The 24,090-nt window shown below is 60.1% G+C and carries 22 protein-coding genes and 1 tRNA gene; 8 read left to right on the forward strand and 15 right to left on the reverse strand.

Annotated elements, in window-relative coordinates; translation table 11 throughout:
* Position 1: 1 nt before the first annotated feature.
* Positions 2–373 carry an acyl-CoA thioesterase gene (locus K529_RS04920; RefSeq protein WP_046002010.1) on the reverse strand — a complete coding sequence of 124 codons (372 nt, stop codon included), beginning with the start codon at positions 371–373 and terminating at the stop codon, positions 2–4.
* Positions 374–501: 128 nt separating this feature from the next.
* On the opposite strand from K529_RS04920, the gene K529_RS04925 reads away from it, so the two are divergent.
* From K529_RS04925 to K529_RS04935, 3 genes are all read left to right on the forward strand, one after another.
* A complete protein-coding gene (locus K529_RS04925; RefSeq protein ID WP_046002026.1) occupies positions 502–1,887 on the forward strand; it encodes a short-chain fatty acyl-CoA regulator family protein in 1,386 nt (461 codons plus the stop codon).
* A gap of 132 nt (positions 1,888–2,019) precedes the next feature.
* Entirely contained in the window at positions 2,020–3,186 is a 1,167-nt protein-coding gene (locus K529_RS04930; RefSeq protein ID WP_046002011.1) for an HPP family protein, read from the forward strand.
* A 309-nt stretch (positions 3,187–3,495) separates the two neighbouring features.
* Positions 3,496–3,942 (forward strand): phasin family protein, encoded by a 447-nt coding sequence (locus K529_RS04935; RefSeq protein WP_005638392.1) that lies wholly within the window; start codon positions 3,496–3,498, stop codon positions 3,940–3,942.
* Positions 3,943–4,166: 224 nt separating this feature from the next.
* On the opposite strand, the gene K529_RS04940 is transcribed toward K529_RS04935, so the two are convergent.
* The gene (locus tag K529_RS04940; protein WP_005638395.1) at positions 4,167–5,048 is read right to left on the reverse strand and encodes a LysR family transcriptional regulator; all 882 of its coding nucleotides are present in this window, start codon (positions 5,046–5,048) and stop codon (positions 4,167–4,169) included.
* A gap of 92 nt (positions 5,049–5,140) precedes the next feature.
* Between K529_RS04940 and ampC the strand changes: the two genes are divergently transcribed.
* On the forward strand, positions 5,141–6,283 hold the full coding sequence (gene ampC / locus K529_RS04945; RefSeq protein ID WP_005638398.1) for a class C beta-lactamase: 1,143 nt from the start codon (positions 5,141–5,143) through the stop codon (positions 6,281–6,283).
* Positions 6,284–6,459: 176 nt separating this feature from the next.
* Here ampC and K529_RS04950 read toward each other — a convergent pair whose 3' ends face one another.
* The gene (locus tag K529_RS04950) at positions 6,460–6,750 is read right to left on the reverse strand and encodes a hypothetical protein (protein WP_005638400.1); all 291 of its coding nucleotides are present in this window, start codon (positions 6,748–6,750) and stop codon (positions 6,460–6,462) included.
* 64 nt (positions 6,751–6,814) lie between these two features.
* On the opposite strand from K529_RS04950, the gene phaR reads away from it, so the two are divergent.
* Positions 6,815–7,366, forward strand: coding sequence for a polyhydroxyalkanoate synthesis repressor PhaR (phaR, locus tag K529_RS04955; protein WP_005638403.1), 552 nt, complete (start codon positions 6,815–6,817; stop codon positions 7,364–7,366).
* Positions 7,367–7,674: 308 nt separating this feature from the next.
* Here phaR and K529_RS04960 read toward each other — a convergent pair whose 3' ends face one another.
* The 7 genes from K529_RS04960 to K529_RS04990 form a co-directional block, all read right to left on the reverse strand.
* On the reverse strand, positions 7,675–8,916 hold the full coding sequence (locus tag K529_RS04960) for a DegT/DnrJ/EryC1/StrS family aminotransferase (RefSeq protein ID WP_005652908.1): 1,242 nt from the start codon (positions 8,914–8,916) through the stop codon (positions 7,675–7,677).
* A 370-nt stretch (positions 8,917–9,286) separates the two neighbouring features.
* Positions 9,287–10,597, reverse strand: coding sequence for an NAD(P)/FAD-dependent oxidoreductase (locus K529_RS04965; RefSeq protein ID WP_005652904.1), 1,311 nt, complete (start codon positions 10,595–10,597; stop codon positions 9,287–9,289).
* 114 nt (positions 10,598–10,711) lie between these two features.
* On the reverse strand, positions 10,712–12,079 hold the full coding sequence (locus tag K529_RS04970) for a glutamine synthetase family protein (RefSeq protein ID WP_005652901.1): 1,368 nt from the start codon (positions 12,077–12,079) through the stop codon (positions 10,712–10,714).
* The gene (locus K529_RS04975) at positions 12,079–12,759 is read right to left on the reverse strand and encodes a type 1 glutamine amidotransferase (RefSeq protein ID WP_005652898.1); all 681 of its coding nucleotides are present in this window, start codon (positions 12,757–12,759) and stop codon (positions 12,079–12,081) included. Before K529_RS04975 ends, K529_RS04970 begins: the two co-directional genes overlap by 1 nt.
* A 55-nt stretch (positions 12,760–12,814) precedes the next feature.
* Entirely contained in the window at positions 12,815–14,134 is a 1,320-nt protein-coding gene (locus K529_RS04980; protein WP_009176278.1) for a glutamine synthetase family protein, read from the reverse strand.
* Positions 14,135–14,496: 362 nt separating this feature from the next.
* Complete coding sequence (locus tag K529_RS04985) at positions 14,497–14,916, reverse strand: hypothetical protein (RefSeq protein WP_005635050.1); 420 nt, start codon at positions 14,914–14,916, stop codon at positions 14,497–14,499.
* A 211-nt stretch (positions 14,917–15,127) separates the two neighbouring features.
* Positions 15,128–15,853, reverse strand: a complete 726-nt coding sequence (locus K529_RS04990; protein WP_046002012.1) for a sirohydrochlorin chelatase — start codon at positions 15,851–15,853, stop codon at positions 15,128–15,130.
* Between the two features lie 206 nt (positions 15,854–16,059).
* Here K529_RS04990 and K529_RS04995 point away from each other — a divergent pair.
* Positions 16,060–16,133 (forward strand) — tRNA-Gly (locus K529_RS04995).
* A gap of 512 nt (positions 16,134–16,645) precedes the next feature.
* Here K529_RS04995 and K529_RS05000 read toward each other — a convergent pair.
* The 5 genes from K529_RS05000 to K529_RS05020 all read right to left on the reverse strand — a co-directional run bounded on the left by K529_RS05000 (position 16,646) and on the right by K529_RS05020 (position 21,210).
* Positions 16,646–16,861, reverse strand: coding sequence for a hypothetical protein (locus tag K529_RS05000; RefSeq protein ID WP_005628612.1), 216 nt, complete (start codon positions 16,859–16,861; stop codon positions 16,646–16,648).
* A 25-nt stretch (positions 16,862–16,886) separates the two neighbouring features.
* Positions 16,887–17,093 carry a cold-shock protein gene (locus K529_RS05005; RefSeq protein WP_005628613.1) on the reverse strand — a complete coding sequence of 69 codons (207 nt, stop codon included), beginning with the start codon at positions 17,091–17,093 and terminating at the stop codon, positions 16,887–16,889.
* Between the two features lie 259 nt (positions 17,094–17,352).
* Positions 17,353–17,985: an acyl-homoserine-lactone synthase gene (locus K529_RS05010; RefSeq protein WP_005628615.1), complete on the reverse strand. Its 633-nt coding sequence runs from the start codon at positions 17,983–17,985 to the stop codon at positions 17,353–17,355.
* A gap of 181 nt (positions 17,986–18,166) precedes the next feature.
* Positions 18,167–19,933: an ATP-binding protein gene (locus K529_RS05015; protein WP_005628617.1), complete on the reverse strand. Its 1,767-nt coding sequence runs from the start codon at positions 19,931–19,933 to the stop codon at positions 18,167–18,169.
* A gap of 254 nt (positions 19,934–20,187) precedes the next feature.
* On the reverse strand, positions 20,188–21,210 hold the full coding sequence (locus K529_RS05020) for a hypothetical protein (protein WP_005628619.1): 1,023 nt from the start codon (positions 21,208–21,210) through the stop codon (positions 20,188–20,190).
* Between the two features lie 422 nt (positions 21,211–21,632).
* Between K529_RS05020 and K529_RS05025 the strand changes: the two genes are divergently transcribed.
* Together K529_RS05025 and K529_RS05030 are read left to right on the forward strand one after the other, a co-directional pair.
* Positions 21,633–23,435, forward strand: a complete 1,803-nt coding sequence (locus K529_RS05025; protein WP_005628621.1) for an ABC transporter transmembrane domain-containing protein — start codon at positions 21,633–21,635, stop codon at positions 23,433–23,435.
* Between the two features lie 75 nt (positions 23,436–23,510).
* Positions 23,511–23,921: a RidA family protein gene (locus tag K529_RS05030; protein WP_005628623.1), complete on the forward strand. Its 411-nt coding sequence runs from the start codon at positions 23,511–23,513 to the stop codon at positions 23,919–23,921.
* Positions 23,922–24,090: the final 169 nt, after the last annotated feature.

The following is a 24,090-nucleotide window of genomic DNA, read 5'->3' on the forward strand; positions in this document are numbered from 1 at the left end:
ACTACGCTTCCTTTTTGGAGGGTGAAGGGATGTGGCGGGGGCGGCCCTCGGCATCGACGGCGACCATCACAAACCGCGCCGTCAGCACGTGTTCTGCGCCGAGCGTGCCGGTGACGGTGATGGTCATGGAGCTGTGCCTGATCTCAAGCACGTGGGCGGCAAGACCGAGCAGGCTGCCCACGGGCACCGGGCTGGCAAAATCCACCCGCTCCACCGCCGCCATGACCACGGCGCCCCCGGTTGTGGCGTAGGCGGCGGCAAAGGCTGCACTGGCCAGAAGCCGCAGCGCGTGACCACCAAACAGGGTTCCGTAGTGGTTGGCCTGATCCGGCAGGATCAGTTCCGAGGTGGTGATTGAGGGGGGCTGGGTCATGCCGTCCGGGCCTTCGCAAGTTTCGCAACACCACCTTTTCACAACCGCACACATAGGCTAAACTACTGAAAATGCGTAATCGTGCGAAGGGTGGCATTGGATTTTGCGAATTTTGCGAAGGTGATGGTGTGAAGAAAGCCTATATGGGAGTACGCCTCAGACGGCTGCGCGAGGAGCGGGGTATGACCCAAGCCGCGCTGGCCCGGACGCTGGAGTTGAGCCCGAGCTATCTGAACCAGATGGAACGCAATCAGCGGCCACTGACGGTGCCGGTGTTGTTGCGGCTCAACGCGGTTTTTGGTCTGGATGTGCAGCTGTTCTCCGAGGCGGAAGAAGCCCGGCTGATCCCGGATTTGCGGGCCGCGCTGGCGGATCAGGGCGCAGCGGCCTCGCTGGCGGAGGTTCGGGAGATTGCGGCCAATATGCCGGGCATCGCGCAGGCGATCATCAGCATGCAAAACCGGCTGCGGGATACCTCTGAACAGGTCGATCTGATGGCCGGGCGTCTGAGCGGCGAGACGGGCGCGGAGCCTGCGCCTTTTGAGGCGGTGCGCGACTATTTCTACCACAACCGCAACTATATCGCAGCGCTTGATGAGGCGGGCGAGGCGCTGGGGCAGGGCATTCGCGCCGGGCGAATGGCAGAGGGGCTGAACGAGCGGCTTGCGGGGCGGCATGGGATTCGGGTGTCGATGGATGACGACACCAGCGCCCTGCGTCGCTTTGACGATAGTGCCGGGGTGCTGCATCTGTCGTCGCGGCTGACACCGGGGCAGCGGGCGTTTCAGATGGCCACGCAACTGGCATTTCTGGAGCAGGGCGACGTGATCGCGCAGCTTGCGGATGGCGCGGGCCTTGCCGGAGAGGATGCCCGCACGCTGCTGCGCATTGGCCTTGCCAATTATTTTGCCGGTGCGGTGATCCTGCCCTATCGCAGCTTTCTGGAGGCGGCAGAGAGCGAAGGCTATGACATCGAGCGTCTGGCGCATCGCTTTGGCGTGGGGTTTGAAACCACTTGCCACCGCCTGTCGACCTTGCAGCGGCCTGAGGCGCGGGGGGTACCGTTCTTCTTTATCCGCGTGGACCGGGCGGGCAATATCTCCAAGCGGCAATCGGCCACCGATTTTCATTTCTCGCGCATTGGCGGCTCCTGTCCGCTGTGGAACGTCTATGAGGCGTTTTCCCGCCCCGGCGAGGTGCTGACGCAGGTGGCGCAGATGCCGGATGGGCGCAGCTACCTGTGGATCGCGCGCACGGTGAGCCATGGCACCGGTGGCTTTGGAGCGCCAGTCAAACGGTTCGCGGTGGCGCTGGGCTGCGATCTGGCCCATGCGGAGCGGCTGGTCTATGCGCGCGGTGTCGATCTGCGCAATCCGGATCTGGCGACCCCCATCGGAGCGGGGTGCAAGGTCTGTGACCGCCCGGCCTGTCCACAGCGGGCCTTTCCCATGTCGGGGCGTCCGGCGCGCACGGATGCGGATCGCACCAGCTTTGCCCCCTATTCGGGTCAATAGCGGCGGGTGATTGCATTTCACCTCCGAGGGTGAAACTTTGCGCTAAAGTATTGACCCCGCAGGCCTGCGGTGGGTCAGAGGGTCTGTGCCCCTCTGGCGGATGGTAGGCCGCGCGCCGCAGGAGCCAAGCCTATGCAGCAGTTTTTTCGATCCCTTGGCCCGGCGGTGGCGCGGGTGCCTGCGACAGAGGCGCTGCGGGCGGGGGCGGGCGCGGTGGTGGCGCTGGCGCTGATCGGTTTGTTGCTGCTGTCACCTGCGGTGGATCTGCAACTGGGGCTGTATCTGGTGGCCCCGTTTGGGGCCAGTTCGGTATTGCTGTTTGCGGTGCCCAACAGCCCGCTGGCGCAGCCGTGGTCGGCCATTGTGGGCAATACGGTTGCCGCACTGGTGGGGGTTGCCGTCTGTCTGAGCGTGGCGGACCCGGCCTTGCGGGTAGCCTTGGCGGTGGGGCTGGCGATTGCGGCAACCATGCTGTGCCGCGCGGTGCATCCCCCTGCGGGCGCAGTTGCGATGACCGCCGCCATGAGCCCGGAGGCGGTGGAGCGGCTGGGCTTTGGGTTTGCGTTGGCGCCGGTGGCCGTGGGGACGGTCGCATTGGTGATCCTGGCTGCGGCCTATGCGCGGCTGACCGGGCGGCGCTACCCGTTTCGCCAGTTCGATGACCCAAGCCCGCAGGGCACCCGGGATCGTCCCGCACAAGAGCGGCTTGGCCTCTCGCAAGACGAACTGAGCGCGCTTCTGGACCGTTATCGGCAGAGCTTTAACCTCGGGGTGGAGGATCTGGCGCGGCTGATCAGTGCGGCGGAATTGCAGGCCGCAACCCATGACAGCGGCGCGATTGCGGCGCGGGATCTGATGTCGCGTGACCTGATCACAGTCTCCCCCGGCGCGCGGCTTTCTGAGGTGGCGGATCTGTTTGCACAGCACCGGATTACTTCGATCCCGGTGGTTGGCGAGGGGGAGCGGTATCTGGGAGTGATCTTTCAGTTGCATCTGATCACCCGAGCGCGGGGCGAGGCGCTGGCGCTGGAGGGCGGGTATATCGCGGCGCTGCGGCATCTGCTGGCAGGGGGGCGAACGGGGCGAACGGGGCGTTTGCGGGCGGCGGATATCATGGATGCTTCCAGCCCCTATGTAAGCCCGGATGCGCCGGTCGCGCAGCTGTTGCCGATGATGGCGGACGGGGAGGTCGATGCGGTGCCTGTGCTGGACGAAGAGCGTCTGGTGGGCATTGTGACGGGCACCGATCTGATCGCCGCCTTGGCGCATAAATCGCTCTCGGACCAGAGCGTGGTCTGAGGGCAATCTGAGGGCGTGGGCAGGGGCGCAATTGCGCACATGCGGCATCACGTACATTCGGGATAAGCCGCTCTGATTTGGGCCAAGACTGCAGATGAGTGCAGGCTGTCCCCTATGGGGACAGGTGGGGACAGAAGGCGTGCACTTCAGATGGCAGTTTCGTAAAAACAGGATGAATTTTCTGCAACGCAGCAAAAATCTCTTGAAATGCTGCACTGCGGCATGCATATTGTGGGCAACGGCGGGAGTGGCCCGCTCGGGACCCCACCGGCTCGTGGCCGGGGACACGTAAACTAAGGAATGAGTACCATGGCCAAGACCCAAGATTTTTCCGCTATGATGAAAGACATGATGGCATCCTTCCCGGTTGACACATCCGCGATGGAAGATTTCTTCAAGAACACCGCAGCTTTGAACGAAAAGCTGTCTTCCGTTGCGCTGCAAGCCGCTGAGAAGAATGCAGAAATCTCCTCCAAATGGACCAAAGACACCCTGACCAAAATGGGTGAAATCTCCAAAGCGAAGGCAGAGCCTGCGGATTACGCCAAAGCGGCAACCGATTTCGCATCCGCTTCTGCTGAAGTTGCGGCTGAGAACATGGCGGCCTTTGCTGAAGTTGCCAAAAAAGTTCAGATGGACACCGTTGAGCTGCTGATGGCGGCTGGCAAGGACATGTCCGAGGAAGCAACCGCTGCTGTGAAGAAGGCCACCGAAGAGGTCTCCACCGCTGCGAAAAAAGCTGCTGCTGCGAAATAATCGCCGCAAGGAAAGTCCGGGGGCTCACTTAGCTCTCCTCCCAAGAGATGAGACCCCGAAGAAAAGGGCAGGCCGCGCGCCTGCCCTTTTGTATGTGCGGCCTGTATGTGTGCGGCCTGTGGGTATCGGGTGATTGGCTTGCCGTCTGACCTATGCCGAGGCGATATTGTCGGTCGGCGTTCATGTGTCACGCGACGAGGGGATTGAGGCCAAGCCGGATCTAATCATTCACCACGTTGGGGATCGCCCGCTTCATTTTGCATCCAATCCAGCAGTATCTTTGCAGCACTCGTTATCCGGCGATCTTTGGGCACGGTTAGCCAATAGCTCCCGAGTGTCACGGTCGTTGGGAATGGGCGCACCAACCGACCTGAATAAAGATGGTGTTGGAACATCGACACAGGCAACAGCGCCATGCCGAAGCCCTCGGCGGCAACATCCGCCAGCCCAAGCGAGCTGTCCAGAACCGGCCCTGTGAGGGAAGGACAGGCCTCTCCGGCCTGCGCGAACCAAGCGGACCACTCATCGGCTCGGTAGCTGCGCAAAAGCGTGTGCTTGCGCATATCCGCCGGGGTCTGGATGTCCAGATTGGGGGAACAGAGCGGCGCCATGGGCGCATCCATGATGTGATAGGCTTCGACCCCCGGCCATTGGCCGTCGCCAAAGCGGATGGCGGCATCCAATCCCTCGCGGGCGATTTCCACGCGATTGTTGTGAGTGGACAGACGCAGCGTGATTCCGGGATGTGCCCGATCAAAGGCCTGAAGCCGGGGAATGAGCCACCCCACGGCGAAGGTTGTCACGGCGCCGATGTTGAGAATTTCGGTCGGCGGGCCACCGGCAACGCGGTCGAGCACGCGGGCAATGTCGTCCAACCCCCGCTCCATCACCGGGAACAGCGCCTGTCCGGCGTCGGTCATGACCAGCCCCGCCGGGGTGCGGTGGAACAGGGTCACGCGCAGCACATCCTCCAGCCGCGCGATCTGGTGACTGACCGCCGCTTGCGTCACGCGAAGTTCTATGGCGGCGCGGGTAAAGCTGCCCTGACGTGCGGCCACCTCAAAGGTACGCAAGGCATTCAGGGGAAGGTCGGGACGATCTGGCATGAGCTGAGCTTATATGCAGGTCAATATGTTGTCGTCTTCTTATTGCGCGCCGCTGCGGATATTTCAGCCTCGAAAACTGAAATGGACCAGACATGAAACGCAACTTCCTCCTCTCCACCCTGATCGTGACAGCTTCGTTTAGCCCAGTGTTTGCGCAAGACAGCCAGCAGAGGTTTGAAACTGACGCCGCCGCAAGCTTTGAGAGTGTAATCGCGGACTACGATATTCCCGGCCTGATCGTGGGCGTAACCCATAATGGGCAGCACCAGTTCTATCAAACCGGGCTGGCCTCGCGCGAGGACCAGCGGCCTGTGACGCCTGATACGCTGTTCGAGCTGGGCTCCATCAGTAAGATTTTCAATGCCACGTTGGCGGCCTTGGCCGAGGAGCGGGGAAAGCTGTCGCTTGATGCGCCGGTCTCGACCTACCTTCCGGCCCTGCAAGGGTCACCGGCAGGGGAGCTGACGCTGATGGATCTTGCAACGCATCATTCCGGTGGCTTGCCCTTGCAGGTTCCAAGTGAGGTGGCAGATGTCGATCAACTGGTGGACTGGCTGGGAAACTGGCAGCCATCTGAACCGGGCGCGCGCAGCTACTCCAATATCAGCATTGGCCTGCTGGGGCGCATCACCTCCGACGCGATAGGCATGAGCTATACTGATGCCCTGCAGACGGATCTCCTCCCCGCGCTCGGACTGACGAATACGTGGATCGATGTTCCCGAGGGCGCGGCGGCCTCTTACGCATATGGTTACGACCGGAAAACGAATGCGCCAATCCGTGTCACACCCGGCGTTCTTGACGATGAAGCCTATGGTGTAAAGTCCTCTGCGCGTGACATGCTGACACTTCTGGACGTCGAGCTTGCGAAGGGGGATGTCTCTCCTGAAATCCGAAATGCGGTGTCTCGCACTCAGAAGGGGCAGTTCCAGACGCGACTTTATACGCAGGCCATGATCTGGGAGGCTTATCCCTGGCCTGTCGCACCGGAACGCATGGTGGAGGGGAATGGCTATGACTTCATCCTCAATCCCCAACCGATGCATGAGGTGGCAGGTCAGTCCGATGAGGATATCATCCTGAACAAGACGGGCGCCACGAACGGGTTCGGTGCATATATTGCTCTGGTCCCTCGCAAAGATCTGGGGGTCGTGGTCCTTGCCAACCGCAACTACCCCAACGAAGCGCGGGTCCGCGCGACCCTTGACCTGATCACACGCATTCTTGCTGAATGACGTAATGTTACCGACGGCATCGGCATGCTCGCAAGGGCGTGCCGAAGGTCGGTTCTATCCCGCTCACCGGACTGTTGCTGGTGGGCGGTTCAATAATTTCGGCGGCAACACGGTCATTTGGGACACCAACGCAGAGTGTGGTGGTGCCCGATTGGTTGTAAGGGGGGCATTGGGGGCTAGCTTTTGGCAAATGCACGCAGGTCTGAGGCCAGTTCACGCAAAAAAGCGGCACGATCCGGGTGAGCATCCACCGCGCCCGGCGGCGGGCTGTCCATATAGGTGAAATGGTCTGCACCGTTGTCGCGGCGATAATCGACCGGGGCCTCGCCAAAAGATCGATCCCCGTGGCCTCGATTCGAAAGTTTTTTGTCGAGAAAGAGGTGCTGACCAATGCGATATCGCAGGCGCAGCACCGTCTGAGCGGCCAATGTGGTGGCAATGGGGGCATCTCCTTTTGCTTTCAGCACTTTCTTTTTGTGAGCGGCTCGCCTAGGATTTTCTGCAACGCGCAGAATTCCGGGGGAAAAGAGAATGGCGGAACAGGATAAGCCTCTGCTCATCAAACGCTATGCCAGCCGCAGGCTCTACAACACCGAGACCAGCGATTATGTGACGCTGGAAGATATCGCGGGCTTTATCCGCGACGGGCGCGAGGTGCAGATCCTCGACCTGAAGACCGGCGATGACCTGACCCGCCAGTATTTGCTGCAGATCATTGCGGAACATGAGAGCCGGGGCGAAAACGTGCTGCCGGTCAATGTGCTCAATGATCTGGTGCGCAGCTATATGGTGCCCGGCGGCGGGGTGATGCCGCAGTTCTTGCAGGCGTCATTCGATATGCTGCGCGACAGCCAGTCGAAGATGATGGAGAATATGAACGCCATGAACCCGATGGCGCAGATCCCGGGGTTCGAGGCGATGAAAGCCCAACAAGAAGCGTTCCTGAAGGCAATGACAGGCGGCTTTGGCGGCGGCTGGACCGGTGGCGGTGAAGAAGGCACAGGCACCGAGGGCGAAGAAGACCTCAGCGCCATCAAACGCCAGTTGGCGGAGTTGCAGGAAAAGCTCTCCAAACTCAGCTAAGCGGCTGTGTGCCACCTGAGATAAGATTGCCCCGGATTATCCGGGGCTTTTTTGTGGTTCGGTGAAATCTGGGAGGAGGGCAGCGCGCCGCAGGCGCGCTGCCCGGCCCAAGGGGCTGCAGGACATCTTTGATGTCCTGCCGCTGCGCGGGAGCGCTCCCGCCCAGCGGCGCCACATCAAGATGTGGCGCCGCCAGTTGGTCCGGGCGCCGCGCTGACGCGCGGCGGGGGCAGGTGGCACAGGCCGGTCAAAAAGAAAGGGCCGCGTCTTCACGCGACCCTGAGGAATTTGAGAGGCTGACCGATCGGTCAGGCCGCCGCAGCGCGGGCCATGGTTTCCTCGACCGAGGACAAAAGGATCTGTGCAATCACATCCAGCTCCCCCTGCGTCAGCCGCACCGGCAGGCGCACGTCACAGGCGCGCATCAGCATGGCGCGGGTTTCGGGCAGCTCGGGCAGATCCTTCAGAAACTGCCAGTTCCAGAACGCGCGAGCATTGTCGGTGGAGCGGCCAAAGATCTGGACCTTCACACCTTTGGCTGCGGTGGCCTGCGCAAAGGCTTCGATTTGCGCATCATCCATGCCGACCAGATTGAACTGGATCGAATCCGGGGCGCGCCGTTCTGGCACCAAAGGCGCGGGGACGTGGAAATTGGCATGCGCATTCAGTTTTGCCGCCACATAGTCGTGGTTCTTCAGACCATCCGCGACCCGGCGCGCCAGCTCCGGGATCTGGGGGCGAATGACAGCGGCCGAAAGGTTGCTCATCCGCAGGTTATAAAGCGGCAGCAGGTTCTGCCAGCGGCCAAAAGCCTCGGCCAGCGCGGTGCCATTGTCGCCGCGGGCGGGTTTGTGTTTCTGCCAGTTGTGCTCATACGCGCCGGACATGATCACCGCGCGCGCCACCACATCGGCGTCATTGGTGACCAGAATACCGCCTTCGCCGGCGTTCAGCATCTTGTAGGATTGGAACGAAAAACACCCGACCTTACCAAGCGTGCCGATATTGCGCCCATGCCAAGTGGTGCCGAGCGAATGGGCCGCGTCCTCGACCACGGGGATGTCGCGCGCCTCACAGAGCGCCATGATCGCATCCATATCCGAAGTATGACCGCGCATGTGCGAGATGATCACCGCCGCGATGTCCTGATCAATCTTGGCCTCAAAGTCGGCCATATTGATGCGGTAGTTTTCGCCCACCTCACAGAGCACCGGCACGCAGTCTGCATGGACAACAGACGATGGCACCGCCGCAAAGGTGAAACCGGGGATCAAGACCCGCGCATCCCGGGGCAGGTCCAGCGCCTTGAGCGACAAAAACAGCGCCGCCGAGCAGGACGACACCGCCAGCGCGTATTTTGACCCCAAAAGCTCGGCAAACTCTGTCTCAAGCAGCGACACCGGCGCATCCTGCGGCGCGGTATAGCGAAACAGATCGCCCGATTGCATCAAAGCCTCGATCGCTTCGCGCGCAGACTCAGGGATTGGCTCGCCCTGATGCACATTTGGAACCTCGGTGTTCGGGACTTGGGGGGAGGATGCCTGCTTCATATTTCAAAATCCTGAATTTACCTTTTCAAAATTATAAAACAATGGCGCAAGGAAGCCAAGGATTCCCCTGTACTCAGGGGTTTAGTTGGCAGGAATTTCACGAAACTGTTGCCTTCAGGCGGAGGTTTTTGCCTTCAAAGTGCGGCAGGCGGCCCACTGAGCAATAAACCAGATTCGCTGGATTTAGGTCTGCTTCATCTTTTCGGAAATACCTCGGGGGTCCCCGGGGGCAGAGCCCCCGAACATTTAAAACTGTGGGCAGAGCCCCCGGACATTTAAAACTCTGGGCAGAGTCCACCGAACATTTAGACCTGTGGCCAGCGCACCCGAATATCTAAAACAGCGGGTAAGGCTCTCGCGACAGGTCGGATCAGACCCCAAGCCGGTCGCGCAGCGAAAACCACGTCATTGCCAGCACCAGCAGCGGCGAGCGCATACGCGCACCGCCAGGAAATGGCGTGGTGGGAATGCGGGCCATGGTGTTGAACCCGTCGCTTTGGCCAGCAACGGCCTCGGCCATCAGACGGCCCGCGTGGGTGGCCGTGCCCACCCCATGCCCGGAATAGCCAGAGGCCGACAGGATGCGCGGCGAGACCCGCGCCAGATAGGGCAGCCGTTTCATAGTGATCCCAAGAGTGCCGCCCCATGCGTAGTCGATCTTTACATCGCGAAGATGCGGGAAGATCTCGCTCATGGGGCCGCGCACCTTGGCGGCAATATCGCTGGGAAAGCGGTAGCCATAGCTCTCGCCGCCGCCAAACAACAGCCGCTTGTCATGGCTGAGGCGGAAGTAATTCACCACAAATTTGCTGTCCGCTACCGCCACGTCACGGGCCAGAACCTGCGCTGCGGCATCGCCCAAAGGCTCGGTTGCGGCGACAAAATTATTGATCGGCATCACCCGTGCGGCGACCTGTTCGTTCAGGCCGCCAAGATAGCCATTACAGGCGAGGATCAGATGATCGGCGCGCACGGTGCCCTCGCCGGTGCGCACCTCGACCTGCGGGCCGTCCTCGATGGCAAAGACTTCGCTGCGTTCATAAATCTGCGCGCCTGCGGCAGTTGCTGCGCGGGCCAGACCGAGAGCAAAATTCAACGGATGCAGATGCCCCGCACCATGGTCCAGAATGCCGCCCTTATAGGCGGGTGAGGGGCACATGGCATGACAGGCGTCTTGATCTAAGATCTCAATCTGATCATAGCCATAGCGGTCTTGAAGATGGTGGCCATAGTCATGCAGATGTCGCACGTCCCGCGCGCTCTCGGCGGTCCAGGCGACGCCGGGTTTCAGGTGGCAGTCGATCTGATGCTTGGCGATCAGGGATTTCACCAGATCCTTGGCCTCTTCGCCCAAGGCCCACAGATGGGTGGCATCCTGTTGCCCCACCATCTTTTCCAGCGCTTCCTGGTCCTGACGCTGGCCAGAGCCAAGCTGGCCGCCGTTGCGCCCCGACGCCCCAAAGCCCACCCGCTGCGCATCCAACAGCACCACCGAGCGTCCTGCTTCGGCCAGATGCAGCGCTGCGGAAAGCCCCGTGTAGCCCGCGCCCACAATGCAGACATCCGCCCGCACCCCGCCCGAAAGCGAGGGGTAATGCACCCCCGGCGTCGCGGTGGCGGCATACCAGCTTTGGGGATATTTGCCGGGGCGGTCGTTTGCGTGCAGAAGGTTCAGCGCCATCGGGTCGGCCTCATGGGTCTGCCACCCCTGGAAATTGATCGCAGGGGGCTGGTCTTTCAGCTTCTCTTAAATATCCAATGTGCCGCGCCCGAGACTGGACGCAGCACCAATGGATCAGACGTTCAGCAGCAGGTGCTCGCGCTCCCACGGCGAGATCACTTGCAGGAACTCCTCGTATTCGGCCCGTTTCACCGTGCTGTAGACGCGGGCGAATTCGGGGCCGAGCACCTCTTGCAGGGCGTTTGACTCCTCAAAGAGATCAAGCGCCTGACCCATCACTTGTGGGAAATCGCCTTCGCCTTCATAGGCATCGCCCTTGAACTGGCGGGTGGGGCGGCGTTCTTCCATCAGCCCGAGATAGCCACAGGCAAGCGACACCGCGATGCCGAGGTAGGGGTTGCAATCCATCCCTGCGATGCGGTTTTCAACCCGGCGCGAGGCGGCACTGGACAGGGGCACCCGAATGCCGGTGGTGCGGTTATCCCGCGCCCATTCCAGATTGATCGGGGCTGCGTGGTTTTTCACATAGCGCCGATAAGAGTTCACATAAGGCGCCATCACCGCCAGTCCGGCGGGCAGGTGGTTCTGAAGCCCCGCGATAAAGTGATAAAACGCATCCGTTTCGCCACCTTGCGGTCCGGAGAAGATGTTCTCGCCGCTCTCAATGTCGATCACCGAATGGTGGATATGCATGGCAGAGCCCGGCTCATCCGCGATCGGTTTGGCCATAAAAGTGGCAAAGCAATCATGGCGCAGCGCCGCCTCACGGATCAGACGTTTGAAGTAAAACACCTCATCCGCGAGCTTCACCGGAGAACCGTGGCGCAGGTTGATTTCCAACTGGCCCGCGCCGCCCTCTTGGGTGATGCCGTCGATTTCAAAGCCTTGCGCCTCGGCAAAGTCATAGATGTCGTCGATCACCGGGCCAAACTCATCCACGGCGGTCATGGAATAGGCCTGACGCGCCGCCGCCGGACGGCCAGAGCGGCCCATCATCGGCTGGATGTCGCGGGCAGGATCGACGTTGCGGGCCACCAGATAGAATTCCATCTCAGGCGCCACCACGGGTTTCCAGCCCTGCGCCTCATAGAGGCCAACCACATGTTTCAGCACGTTGCGCGGGCTGAACGGGATCGGGTCGCCGTCGCGGTCATAGGCGTCGTGGATCACCTGAAGCGTCCAGTCGCCGGTCCATGGAGCCGCTGTGGCGGTGCTCATGTCCGGGCGCAGGATCATGTCCTTTTCGATCCAGCCATCCTCGTCCGCGGCATCCGCCCAGTCGCCGGTGATGGTCTGGTAAAAGATGCTGTCGGGCAGGTGGAAATAGTCCTGCTTGGCAAATTTTGACGCTGGCACCGCCTTGCCTCGGGCGATGCCCGGCAGGTCTGAGATAACGCATTCAACCTCGTCGAGACGACGGCCCTCCAGATAGGTCTTGGCTGCTTCGGGCAGTTGCTCTTGCCAGCGCGTCGGGGTGGGCATCAGGTCCTCACTTTCTTGAAGAAGTCGGCAATCTCGTTGGCTATTAGGTTGGAATCGGTGGGGCGGTCGAGGGAAGCCCCGGCCGCGTTGAGTTGTTCATCGGGCACCACGCCCTTGCCACGGGTGCGCAACAACCCGTCGACAAAGGCGTTCTCGAACTCCGGGTGCGGCTGCGAGGTCCAGATGTGGTCGCCATAAGCCAGAAAGGCATTGGCGCAGAAATCGCTCTTGCCGATCACGCGGGCCTCGGCGGGGAGCTCCACCACCTGATCCTGATGCCAGGCATTCAGCTGCACCGGTGCGCCATGCAGGCGATATTCGGTGTGGCCGACGCTCCAGCCGCCATCATATTTCACCACCTTGCCGCCAAGGGCCTGCGCGATGATCTGATGGCCAAAGCAGACCCCCACCAAGGGCATCTTGCGCGCGTGGATCTCGCGGATCAGATCTTCGAGCGGGGGAATCCAGTCGTGATCCTCGTAAGCGCCATGTTTTGATCCGGTGATCAGCCAGCCATCCGCCGCCTCCGCGCCATCGGGGAACACGCCATCCAGCACCGGATAGGTGTCAAAGCTGAACCCATGCCCATCAAGGAGCGTGCGGAACATTTCATCGTAGTTCCCGGAGGCGGATTTCAGTTCGTCTGGAGCGTGGCCGGTTTGCAGGATGCCGATCTTCATAGGTCACCAAATATGATCAAAATACAAGGGCAGGACACAGAGGTCTCTCCCTGCCTCATACGGCCTCCAGCCACGAGAGCCAATGACTCTCTGCCGGGCGCTCGGCAAAGCCAAGGAGTTCCTGGCGTTTGGTCATCACCAGATTGCGGATCGCCATTGGCGGCAGGATGCGCGCGATGAGGGGGCTGTTTTCAAAGAGGTCAATCGCCTCGGCCCAACTGCCCGCCAACTGCGGCAGGCCTTCGATGTCGTAGATATTGCCCTCGGAGGGGGGCGGGGGTGTTGCGCCATCTTCCATGCCGATGAGGGCCGCGCCAAGGACGGTTGCCAGCATCAGATAGGGGTTGATGTCGCCGCCCGAGACCCGGTGCTCGATGCGCCGCGCCTTGGGGCTGCCACCGGGAATACGAATGGCGGCGGTGCGGTTCTCATAGGCCCAGGCGGCAGAGGTCGGGGCATGGGCGCCGGGCACCAGACGGTCGTAGGAATTGCCATGCGGGGCAAAGACCAGCGTGCTGTCGCGCATGGCGTTGATGCAGCCCGCCACGGCAGCATGCAGCGCAGGCGTGCCCTCGGGGCCGCCATTGTCAAAGATGTTGTTGCCGTCGCGATCCACAACCGAGAAATGCACATGCATGCCGTTGCCGGATTCCTCAGCGTAGGGTTTGGCCATAAAGGTTGCGGCAAAGCCATGTTTGCGCGCGACCCCTTTGACCAGCGCCTTAAAGAGCCATGTGTCATCGGCGGCGCGCATGGCGTCCTGATGGGTCAGGTTGATTTCAAACTGGCCCAGACCGGCCTCGGAAATTGCATCCTGTGCCGGGATGCCCATCGCCTCGGCTCCGTCATAAAGATCGGTAAAGAAGTCGTCATAGGCGTCCAGTTCCGCAATCGAGAGCACCGATTGCTGATCGAGCGCGCGCCCCGTGAGGGGGTCAATCGGCGGCAGCGGTTCGGTGCCGGCGTCGTCGATCAGGATGAATTCGAGTTCCGTCGCGGCGGCCACCTGCCAGCCTTTTTCGGTGTAGCGGTCCAGCACATGCGCCAGCACCTGACGCGGATCGCCAAGGAAGGGGCGACCGTCCTCATGCACCATCTTCATCGGCACCAGCGCCGAAGGGGTCGCAAGCCAGGGCATCGGCACCGCGCCGCGTTTGGTGGGCAACAGGATGCCATCGGCATCGCCGGTTTCAAACACCAACGGGCTGTCTTCGATGTCGCGGCCCCAGATGTCGACGTTGAGGACCGAGAACGGCATCCGGGCCGAGCCTTCGCCCAGTTTTGCCGCCATGCCAGCGGGAAGTCGTTTGCCGCGCATCTGTCCATTGAGGTCACAGGCGGCGATGCGGATCGTTCTGAGCGCAGAGAGGTCCATGCGCGTGCTCCTTGTCTTGCTAAAGACACATTGGCGCGGCCAGATGGCTCTGGCAAGAGAATTTGATCAAAAATTATCGACAGAGGCGGGCAAAGGCTGCGGGCGAGAGGCGGTTGAATGTCAGATGGAACTGACTGTCGCGTACGCGAGAGGGGGCAAAGCCATGCTAATTGAAAAGGGGCGCAGCGGGAGTGATGGACATAACCCGATTTTACACAGCAGAAGCGGCAGGGCCGACACCCCACCTCCGTGTTGTGGTCATTCAATTTTGAAAACTGAGTTCACAGGTTGCGGACGGAGCTGATTTTAGAGGTTGGCCCTCAAAGGCATGACCTTGGAAATGGAACTCACGTTAAGTGAGCTCAATCAGTTGCGCTAGCACAGGAGGTAGAGACCTCCCAAATCGTGCCAGCACGTTTTCTTGTGTCCTTCCAAAGCACGGGACCAGGTGAAGATCCGCTCCGTAGACAGATGATGTCGGTCGCCAATACTGCAATCAAAAAATTCCCGTGCTCGGAATGTGTCGGAGCATCAATCGCGAGGGTAAAGCTTTGCTTTGAGTCAACGTCAATCACACGCCCTGAAAACTTCTCTCCGAGCATCTCTCCAGTGAAATCAGTAGGAAGCGCTCCATCTGAATGGATGGGGAACGCGAAATTCAGGGTCGACATCACCGCATCAAGGTTCACCGTTCCATCGGATAGCAGGGGCACCTCAACAACATCCGCGTACGCGGGCTGTAGTAAAAAGAGGCTTGCGATAAGGAATTTAATAATGCGCACGTTTCTATAGCCTCTGATCGGCACCAAATATGGCAGCCATTACAGCGCTGTCTAAGTCGACACAAGTTATACGCAGTTTTGGCATCTCTGATAGCAGCCGTTCGAGGCAGAATTGCAAGGTACTGCAGTAGCATAACTGCACGATGTTACACTGATTGAGACACATGTTGTGACGCCGATAGGGGCGCGGCACTTGGTGTATGCGAAATCTCTAGTCGATATCGACCGGCGACATCTCGGCCCCCTGTGCCCGTTCGATGGCGTTGGCGATCAGGCGTGGCACATCGGGCAGGGCACCGAGGACCGGCAGCAGGTCGCCTTGAAAACCGGCCTCGGCGAGGGCCTCGGGAATGTCGTGGCGCACATGGGCGCCTGATTGCGCAAAGAAAGGCAGGCAGAGGGTTTGGGGGCCACAGTCCCGCGCAGCCTCTGCGATAAAGGGCGATTGCTCGACAAACCCGGTGATCAGGCGCAGGCCGGGCAGGGCAGGGCGGAGCTTGGCGGCAAAAGCCTCGGCGGCCTCGGCGGCTTTGGGGCCGCGCGCAGAACCATGGGCGGCCAGCAAGATCTCGGAGGCCTCGGGCTGCCAGCCCCGACGTGCCAGTTCCGCGCGGATTGCCGCCACCGTAAGATCAGGGAGCGCGGGGTCCAGCCCAAAGGGCGTCGCCATATGGTAGCGCCAGCCGGAGAGCCTGCCGGGCAGCACCTTGCCGGTGAACCAGCCGCGCGCCATAAAAAACGGGTAGATCACCGCACCATCTTCGCGCATGGCGGCCTCAAGGAAGCCTTTGGATGAGAGGGTCGCGGACCGCACATCCCACCCCGGCAGATGATCCTGCACCGCTGCGGCCACCGCAGCGAGATGGATTTCCGGCGGCGGCGGCGCAGAAGGCTGGCCGTGCGACGTGAGAATGGCAATGCTGGGGCGCGCGCTCATGTGGGTCCTAAAACTGCTTTGAGACCCAGAACTTAGATCGCCGCCTGCACTTGGGAAAGGGCCAGCGGTGGAAATACTGCGGTTTGATCTGCGTCGCGCAGCTGGCGCAAGCCCGTGTGGCTGGCGCTTTGGCGGCTGCAAGGTGCAAAAATCCCGGATATGTGGTTGACGGCCAAAAATCCTTCACATACACCACGGTCTACGAAGCGGGTATGGTGAAATGGTATCATAAGAGCCTTCCAAGCTTAAGGTGCGGGTTCGATTCCCGCTACCCGCTCCAAATCCTCCCTCAAATGCTAGGTATATCAGCCTCTTAAGGGGTGATTTGTCCCGCGTTCAAAAGCCCCGTGGGACACATCTACCAATCCAGCCCCTCCAATTTGGCCATGGCATCCTTTGCCAGACGCCACCGTTCCACACCTATTGTGTAGACCTCCGAGGTCTTGGCCTGCGTGTGGCCGTGGATGGTCTGTTTTGCAGCGAGCGGATGTGTTTGACGTGATGGAGGGTAGATTGAGATGGCGCTCACATGTAGCCAAGGAACACACCAAGCAATCTCATCGGTGGGAGGCCGCACGCTCGCGCCACGCGATGAACGCGCTGCAGAACTTCGGGGTGGGGAGCTGCAATGTCTTGCAAGCGCCTGTGGCGAGGCGGGCCTCGCCACAGGTTCTCCAAGCGAGGTGCGGAGCGATCACCTTGTTCAAGGTGGGGCCACTCAACGCATTTGCTTGGAGGGATTTGCACGTTGCACATGCTCTCGCAGTGCAAGGAAGCAATAGGGGGAGCGGATCACTCCCCCGATTTTTGAACACTCTTTTTCCGAAACGCTCTAAGACGTGCGGTCTTTTCTGCGTTTGCTTTGGCTTCCTCGTCTTGCAGTCGCTTGACGATTTGAGTTGTTCTATCAGCCGAAGACAGTGCACCCGCAGTTTTTGATTTTGCTGCAGATACAGATAGATACCCGAAGATATCCACGCTGTCTTTGTTTGCTGGGGCGTCGGTCATCTGTCCTTCTCCCCAGCAATGGTTATCAAGCGAGTGCCAGATTGCTGGCAGACGTGCGACCGTCACGACCGCTTTCGAGGTCGTAGGTCACTTTCTGACCGTCATCGATGCGGTTAATCCCAGCGCGTTCAACTGCGGACACGTGCAGGAACACGTCCTGAGTGCCATCTTCAGGCTGAATGAAGCCGAAGCCTTTGGTAGAGTTGAACCATTTCACGGTGCCATTGGCCATATCCGTAATCTCCTAAAAAATCTGTCCGCAGAATTGCGACAGGTCGGCAAAAGTTGATCCAAGTCGACCAACCGATACCGTTTTCACGGGAGCAGAGATTCGAAGAGAAGAAACGTTAGCCAGCCACAGATGGTCGTTTTGCCGCAACAATGCAAGGATTCTTTTCATGATCGGGCGTCGGAGCATCCGTCACCGAGACGGCAGAGGCGAGGGGCTTGCGAGAGAAACACGACTGAATAGCCCCCGGTCGGCATATTTCCTAGCCCGCGTTGCGAATGCCCTCAGCCCGCATCTGAGGCAGTCCTGCGGGAGTGCGGCTGCGCACCTTCAGGTGGTAGGCTTGGCAGATCTCTCCAGCCGCGTCAAAGCGAGGACCGGCTGGCGTCAGCTCGAGGCCAGAGCGCCGGGTCAACAGCGCGGATGTCACGGAGGTCAGGCAGAGAAAAGCGTTGATGCGCCATTTCTGTGAAAGCTGCGCAAAGCTGCGCCCCATGGCGTTTCGTACAAGCATGCGCTCACGGCTCTTCAGGCGGTCGGAGACAAAGACCCGGCTGACCTCCCAGATATGGGGATCTTGCGGTGCCTCTGTGTCGAGCACATCCCGCGGTAGATCTGGCAACAGGCCACGCTGTGCGTCGCGCAGCATGTAGGTGGAGTTCATGCATCGCGCAGTGGTTGGTGTTATGCGAAAGCCACCTTGCACCGAGGCCTCATCATGGATGGCGCAATAGACGCTTTCCGGTGTGTCGTATTGGTCGAACTCCAGACCCCGCACATTCGGCATCGGCCAGCCGCGCACCATGATGAAATGGTGATAGCGCGCGCGCAGAAGGGCAGTGAACAAGTCGCCAGTTTCGCCCAAGTTATCAAAAGTGATTTCAGTTGACTGCATGGATCGCCACGCCTTTTCCCGCAGCGCCCAAGGTCAGCTGCGGCAGTTTCAATAATTTTAATCAACTTTTAGGTGAGTCGGTAAATTAACCGTTAATGACGGAGATTTGGCGGCCAAGAGGCAGGTCTTGGCATTGTTTTGGGGGGATGATCGACCCGAGAGGTCGGCGTACGCGCGGCATTTAGGTGCCCGTGCGCGCGCTCTGTCTGGTCTCGATTGGCTTATGACCATGGGCTGCGGCGACACGTTGGATTTCTGCGAGCAGCTGTGCCTTGCGGACCGGTTTGGCGATATAGCCGACCGCGCCCAAGCTCAGAAACAGTTCGCGATCCTCGGGCGCAGCATTTGCGGTCAACATCACCACCGGAGTCGCGGCAATCCGCCCGCCGCGCGCGGTCATGGCCAACAGGGTGTCCTGCCCATCCATCACAGGCATCTTCATGTCCAGCAGAACCAGATCCACGGAGGAATGATCGAGAATGGCAAGCGCATCGGCGCCGTTGCAGGCCTCTATGAGGTCAAGATCAAAGTCCTTCAGGAAGGAGCGTACCACCAGTCGGTTGGAGGCGGTGTCATCCACCAGCAGGATGGACCGCACCCCGAGGTCGGTGAAGATCGTATCTTGGTTGGGCGGATTGGTGCCAGAGAGGGCCGTCATCTCCAGAACCTGCACGCGGCACGTAAAGGTGAAGCAGCTGCCCTTAGCCGGGCTGGTGGTCAAGGTAATGTCACCGTTCATCATGCGCGCGAACTGCCGGGCAATCGACAGGCCCAGCCCAGTGCCGGGCACGGTGGGCGCATTCTTGTCAACCGCCCGGTAAAAGTCCTGAAATAGCCGTTCGGTCTGCTCCGGCGTCATCCCGCGCCCGGTGTCTGCGACCTTGACCTCAATAATCGCGTGATCGCCCTCTGTCACGGCGCTGGCATGCACCGTCACCTGACCCGTGTCGGTATATTTGACGGCGTTCGACAACAGGTTGCCGATGACCTGGCGCAGCCTAAGGGCATCGCATTCGGCGTAGGCCGGCAGGCTCTCGTCTATGGTGAACTCGAGCCGCAACCCCTTGTCCTCGGCCGAGGCACGGAACATCTCTATGGCGCTCCGGATCTCTACCGCCGGTGCCGCAGCCGCCAGGCTCAACTCCATCAGCCCGGCCTCGATCTTCGCATGATCCAGCACGTCATCGAGAATGCCCGCCAGTGCCAGCGCCGATGTGCGCAACAGCTTGCTGCGCTCCTGCAGCAGCGGGCGATCCTTGTTTTCCTCGTCGATGAGTTCCGACATGCCGCAGATCGCGTTGAGGGGCGTTCGGATCTCATGGCTCATGGCGGCGAGGAACCGGCTCTTGGCGCGGCTACCGGCTTCTGCTTCCTCCAGCGCCGCTCGCAGGCGTGCGGTCAACCGATGCTGGGTCCACAGGGCATGGAGCATGTAGGCGGCACCGATCACAGTGATGATCGCCGTGGTCGCCATCTCAGCCGGAGTCGCAAACTCTCTCAGGAAGCTGACGATGATGAACCCGACCACGCAAATGATCGGGAGTGTGGTCAAAAAACCGAAGAATATCCACGTCGCGCGGGCCACCACGCAATGATTGAGCGCGATGATCAGCAACATTGCTCCGATCATTTTGAGGAAGGGATCTTGCTCAAGGAACAACAGCAACGGGATCAGATTGAAGATCCAGACCCCGAGGAAGGCAGAAGTGCTAAACAGCACAATCCCGCGCCAGGTCACTTCCCTTGCCAGCATGCGATAGACGAAGACACCAACGATCTCAGTCACCGCATAAGCGAGATAGACCGCCCCAAGCACTGTCGCGGGCAGGAAAAACAGCGATAACAGAGAGACGATGGTGATTGAGGCAAAGCGGGTAGGGAGATCCGCGCGCACCAGATCATTCTGAGCGGCCACGGATATCGCAAGTTCAGGCGAGATCTTCAGCATTCGCTCTCTCCTTACGCTGAACGTCCTGACACTCCTCACGCAGGCCTACATACAGCAAATTTCGAATCTCTCCTTGCGTGAAAATATGGCTAAATCATGATTTTGAAATTAATAACGGCGTTTAGACCGCCCACGCAAAGCGAACTTCACTTAACATTTTAAACGTGTCAATTTTTTAGGCGATGTCTGGTGTCGAGCATTCCGGTCTCCGGGATGGCGTATGGAATGAAACGGGCAGGGAACGCCGCACTGGCTCAGCGCTCGTTTAATCGCGCATCCCGCACGATCAGCGCTTGCTTCTGGCCATTGCGATATATCTTCTCGAGTATGATGAACGCACCCTCAGGGCTGTAACCCGTGAACAGATCCGTGCCCTTTCTGCCGATGTATTCGCGATCATTGTTGAGCTTAAAGCGCAGCACAGGTTTGTCGTCGATGAATACTGTGTAATACCCTGTGCCAATCCATTGCGCCTGACGTCCTTGACCCGTCGGGCTACCAAAAGCTGCACCGCGACGCGGCAGGAATTCATTCTGGTCGAAATGCGTGAGTTCCACGCGGAAACGCCGGCGTCCGGTATTGTCGACACTGGGTCCGTAGCCAGACCGATAGGCGATATATGTTTGCATGAGACCCGGAAAATCTGCCCCTTTCCAATCCGTGAGCTGCGGCTCCGGGGTGGTGAACCGCTTCCAGACGCCATCATGGAGCATGACATGCATCTGGCGATTGATCCCCTTTGCAAGGTCATTTCCCGGCAGATCTGTATGTGAGTAGGAGCGATAGTGGGTGCTTTCCTCGGCCATTGCTTTGAGGTCAGCGGCAGAGGGCGCTTCGACATCAACATATGGAAGACGCTCAGTCACGCTCTGGGGTGAAACGGCATAATACCCATCCAGCGTCACGATGTATCGACCCAGCGGAAATGCCTGAGGCTGATCGATGATTTCTCCGATCTCCTGTCCCTGTGCGTTGAGGAATATAAAACGTTCCTTGCCCTCGGCGGTCGAGAGGATCAGGTAAGTGACTCCCAGATCTGGGATTGTGTAATACTCACGAAAGCCTATATCGCTGGAGAGGACCCGGACATCTGCATCCTCGGTCGATACTACAGAGTCCATGTCCTGATATGCAGAGGCATCAAATCCCGCTGGAGCGGGAGTTCGGGCAGGTGGAATATTGGGTGCCGGGGAGCCGCTTAAGACCCATAAACCCCATTCCACCACCAGTATGGCAACTACCAAAACCCCTGCAAGGATGCCGAGAAATACCTTCATCTTTGTGTAGTCCTTTTGCAGGCCAGAAATGGCTGTTAGGTAATTGAATAATATGTATATTTTGAACGGTTTGGGGGTTTTTACACGAAACTGAGCCTGAGCGCATCCCTTTAGGTCTCGGGGGGAAGTCCCCCCGTTGGCTCTGTCCCGGCTGGGCCGGAAATATAGCGCGCGGTGCATTCCCCACGGGGGGCCGCCGCGCAGGATCTTTGATTGGGGCTAGCTGTAAAACAGGGGATAAACCATTGCCGGTGTGGCACTTTTTCCTCGGTTGGGTCCTGTTTGTTATCCTGCGGCTGCGTCGATTGTTCCCAGCCTTGCCGAGAATGCAGCCTTGACCTGCCTGTGGTGCAGGGCCATGACACGCACTAAACGGGTGCGCCTTGCGCGCCAGACTTCAGGCGGCGAACAAAGGAGCGCTCATGGCACGACGTGCAGTGCAAAATGCGGGCGGCAACGAGGAACGCGAAACCTCGCGCCGAATTGGAGTTCTAAAGGCGCTCTGGCCGTTTATGCGCCCATATCGCGGCATGATTTTTGCCGCACTTGGCGCGCTGACACTGACTGCAGGCGTGTCGCTGTCGCTACCGCTGGCCGTGCGGCGGGTGGTTGATAACTTTCGCATCACCGATGCCGCATTGTTGAACCAGTATTTTACGGCGGCGATGATTATGGCCGCGCTGTTGGCCTTTGGCACGGGCCTGCGCTACGCGCTGGTGACGAAACTGGGCGAGCGGGTGGTCGCCGACATCCGCAAGGCGGTGTTTGACCGGATCATCGGCATGAGCCCGGCGTTTTTTGAGCGCATCATGACCGGCGAGGTGCTGAGCCGCATCACCACCGACACCACGCTTATTCAATCGGTGCTGGGCTCTTCTGCCTCTGTTGCGCTGCGCAACCTGTTGATTTTCCTCGGTGGTTTGGTCTTGATGCTGTTGACCTCGGCCAAGCTCACGGCGCTGGTGCTGTTGATCGTGCCTGCGGTGATCGTGCCGATCCTGTTTCTGGGCCGTCGTCTTCGGGCAATTTCAAAGGAAAATCAGGACTGGATCGCCGCTTCTTCGGGCAATGCGGGCGAGGCTCTGGGCGCGGTGCAGACCGTGCAGGCCTTTACCCATGAGGATCTGAGCCGCCAGCATTTCTCTGAGATGACCGAGACCTCTTATGAGGTGTCCAAACGGCGCATCCAGACGCGGGCGTGGCTCACTGTGATTGTGATCTTTCTGGTGTTTTCCGGCGTCGTCGGCGTGTTGTGGATCGGGGCGAATGATGTGCGCTTTGGCTCCATGAGCGAGGGCGCCTTGGTGCAATTTGTGATCTACGCGGTGATGGTGGCAGGCTCTGTCGCGGCGCTCTCGGAAATCTGGAGCGAGCTGCAACGTGCCGCAGGCGCAACGGAGCGTCTGGTGGAGCTGTTGCAGGCCGACGATAGTGTGCGCGACCCGGTGCAGTCGCAGACCTTGGCGGAACCTGTGCGCGGTGAGTTGAGGTTTGATAATGTCTCTTTCACCTATCCGTCGCGGCCAGATACATCGGCGCTGGATCAGGTGAACCTGACCATTCAGCCGGGGGAAACGGTTGCCTTTGTCGGCCCGTCGGGGGCGGGCAAGACCACGATCATCCAGATGATCCAGCGGTTTTACGATCCGCAATCGGGCGAGGTGCGTCTGGACGGTGTGCCGCTGACAGCGCTGATGCGGGATGTCTTCCGTCGTCATATCGCGCTGGTGCCGCAGGACCCGATCATCTTTGCCGCTACCGCGCGTGACAACATCCGCTTTGGTCGCCCCGATGCGACGGATGCAGAGGTCGAAGCTGCCGCCAAAGCCGCTGCCGCGCATGAATTCATCATGAACCTGCCCGAAGGCTATGACGCCTATGTGGGCGAGCGGGGCGTGATGCTGTCGGGCGGGCAAAAGCAGCGCATCGCCATTGCGCGTGCGATCCTGCGCGACGCGCCTGTGCTTTTGCTGGATGAGGCGACCTCGGCGCTGGATGCCGAGAGCGAGCGTCTGGTGCAGGCGGCATTTGATGACCTGAGCCGGGACCGTACGACCATTGTGGTGGCACACCGTTTGGCGACGGTCAAAAAGGCGGACCGTATCGTGGTGATGGATCAGGGGCGCATTGTTGCCGTGGGCAGCCATGAGAGCCTTGTGGCAGAGGGCGGGCTTTATGCGCGTCTGGCGCGTCTGCAGTTTACCGACGGGCAGGCGCAGGCTTGACAGTCTTGCTATGCTGAACACGTCCCCTGCCAGATGTTTGGGCGGGCGAGGACGGAGTTCAGCAGGAGCAGGCAAATGACACATCAGTCCCTAATTCCAGAAGGCGCAGAGGGGGCCGTGGCGGCGCTCAAACTGTCGCCCGGCGTTTTGTCCGCCGGGCATGTCTTTGTGACGGGTATGACCGGCAGCAGCCCGGATGGAACCATGCCGGACGCACCGGAGCAGCAGTTCCGGCAAGCCTTTGACAAGGTCGCGGCTGTCCTGGGGGAAGCGGGGCTGGATTTTGGCGCTGTGGTGGAGATGACGAGCTATCATCTGGGCCTGCGGGAACATTTCGATTTGTTCAACGAGGTCCGGTCTGACTACGTCCGCGCGCCATATCCCGCATGGACCGCGGTAGAGGTTGCGGGACTGAGACGAGAGGGGGCATTGGTCGAGATCCGGGTGATTGCGGCCACACCAGCCGGGGGTGATGCGCCTGCGTGACCGCGATCCGGTCAAAATAGCGCAGCGTCACTTTGAGCGTTCCCTTACGTGAATTTACGGTCTCGCTTGCGTGGTCTTCAAATTCCAATCATCTTGGCTCAGAGGAACAAATTAGGCTCAGATGCACGGGCTGCGATTGCGTTGAAAACGGCGGGGTCGCCTGATGTGC

The sequence above is a fragment of the Tritonibacter mobilis F1926 genome (assembly GCF_000376545.2).
Classification (GTDB): domain Bacteria; phylum Pseudomonadota; class Alphaproteobacteria; order Rhodobacterales; family Rhodobacteraceae; genus Epibacterium; species Epibacterium mobile.

Bases quoted from the DNA above. Each gene is read 5' to 3' on its own strand.
- K529_RS04920 (WP_046002010.1), bottom strand. From the start codon at position 373: ATGACCCAGCCCCCCTCAATCACCACCTCGGAACTGATCCTGCCGGAT.
- K529_RS04930 (WP_046002011.1), top strand. From the start codon at position 2,020: ATGCAGCAGTTTTTTCGATCCCTTGGCCCGGCGGTGGCGCGGGTGCCT.
- K529_RS04935 (WP_005638392.1), top strand. From the start codon at position 3,496: ATGGCCAAGACCCAAGATTTTTCCGCTATGATGAAAGACATGATGGCA.
- K529_RS04940 (WP_005638395.1), bottom strand. From the start codon at position 5,048: ATGCCAGATCGTCCCGACCTTCCCCTGAATGCCTTGCGTACCTTTGAG.
- ampC (WP_005638398.1), top strand. From the start codon at position 5,141: ATGAAACGCAACTTCCTCCTCTCCACCCTGATCGTGACAGCTTCGTTT.
- phaR (WP_005638403.1), top strand. From the start codon at position 6,815: ATGGCGGAACAGGATAAGCCTCTGCTCATCAAACGCTATGCCAGCCGC.
- K529_RS04960 (WP_005652908.1), bottom strand. From the start codon at position 8,916: ATGAAGCAGGCATCCTCCCCCCAAGTCCCGAACACCGAGGTTCCAAAT.
- K529_RS04965 (WP_005652904.1), bottom strand. From the start codon at position 10,597: ATGGCGCTGAACCTTCTGCACGCAAACGACCGCCCCGGCAAATATCCC.
- K529_RS04970 (WP_005652901.1), bottom strand. From the start codon at position 12,079: ATGCCCACCCCGACGCGCTGGCAAGAGCAACTGCCCGAAGCAGCCAAG.
- K529_RS04975 (WP_005652898.1), bottom strand. From the start codon at position 12,759: ATGAAGATCGGCATCCTGCAAACCGGCCACGCTCCAGACGAACTGAAA.
- K529_RS04980 (WP_009176278.1), bottom strand. From the start codon at position 14,134: ATGGACCTCTCTGCGCTCAGAACGATCCGCATCGCCGCCTGTGACCTC.
- K529_RS04990 (WP_046002012.1), bottom strand. From the start codon at position 15,853: ATGAGCGCGCGCCCCAGCATTGCCATTCTCACGTCGCACGGCCAGCCT.
- K529_RS05000 (WP_005628612.1), bottom strand. From the start codon at position 16,861: ATGACCGACGCCCCAGCAAACAAAGACAGCGTGGATATCTTCGGGTAT.
- K529_RS05005 (WP_005628613.1), bottom strand. From the start codon at position 17,093: ATGGCCAATGGCACCGTGAAATGGTTCAACTCTACCAAAGGCTTCGGC.
- K529_RS05010 (WP_005628615.1), bottom strand. From the start codon at position 17,985: ATGCAGTCAACTGAAATCACTTTTGATAACTTGGGCGAAACTGGCGAC.
- K529_RS05015 (WP_005628617.1), bottom strand. From the start codon at position 19,933: ATGCTGAAGATCTCGCCTGAACTTGCGATATCCGTGGCCGCTCAGAAT.
- K529_RS05020 (WP_005628619.1), bottom strand. From the start codon at position 21,210: ATGAAGGTATTTCTCGGCATCCTTGCAGGGGTTTTGGTAGTTGCCATA.
- K529_RS05025 (WP_005628621.1), top strand. From the start codon at position 21,633: ATGGCACGACGTGCAGTGCAAAATGCGGGCGGCAACGAGGAACGCGAA.
- K529_RS05030 (WP_005628623.1), top strand. From the start codon at position 23,511: ATGACACATCAGTCCCTAATTCCAGAAGGCGCAGAGGGGGCCGTGGCG.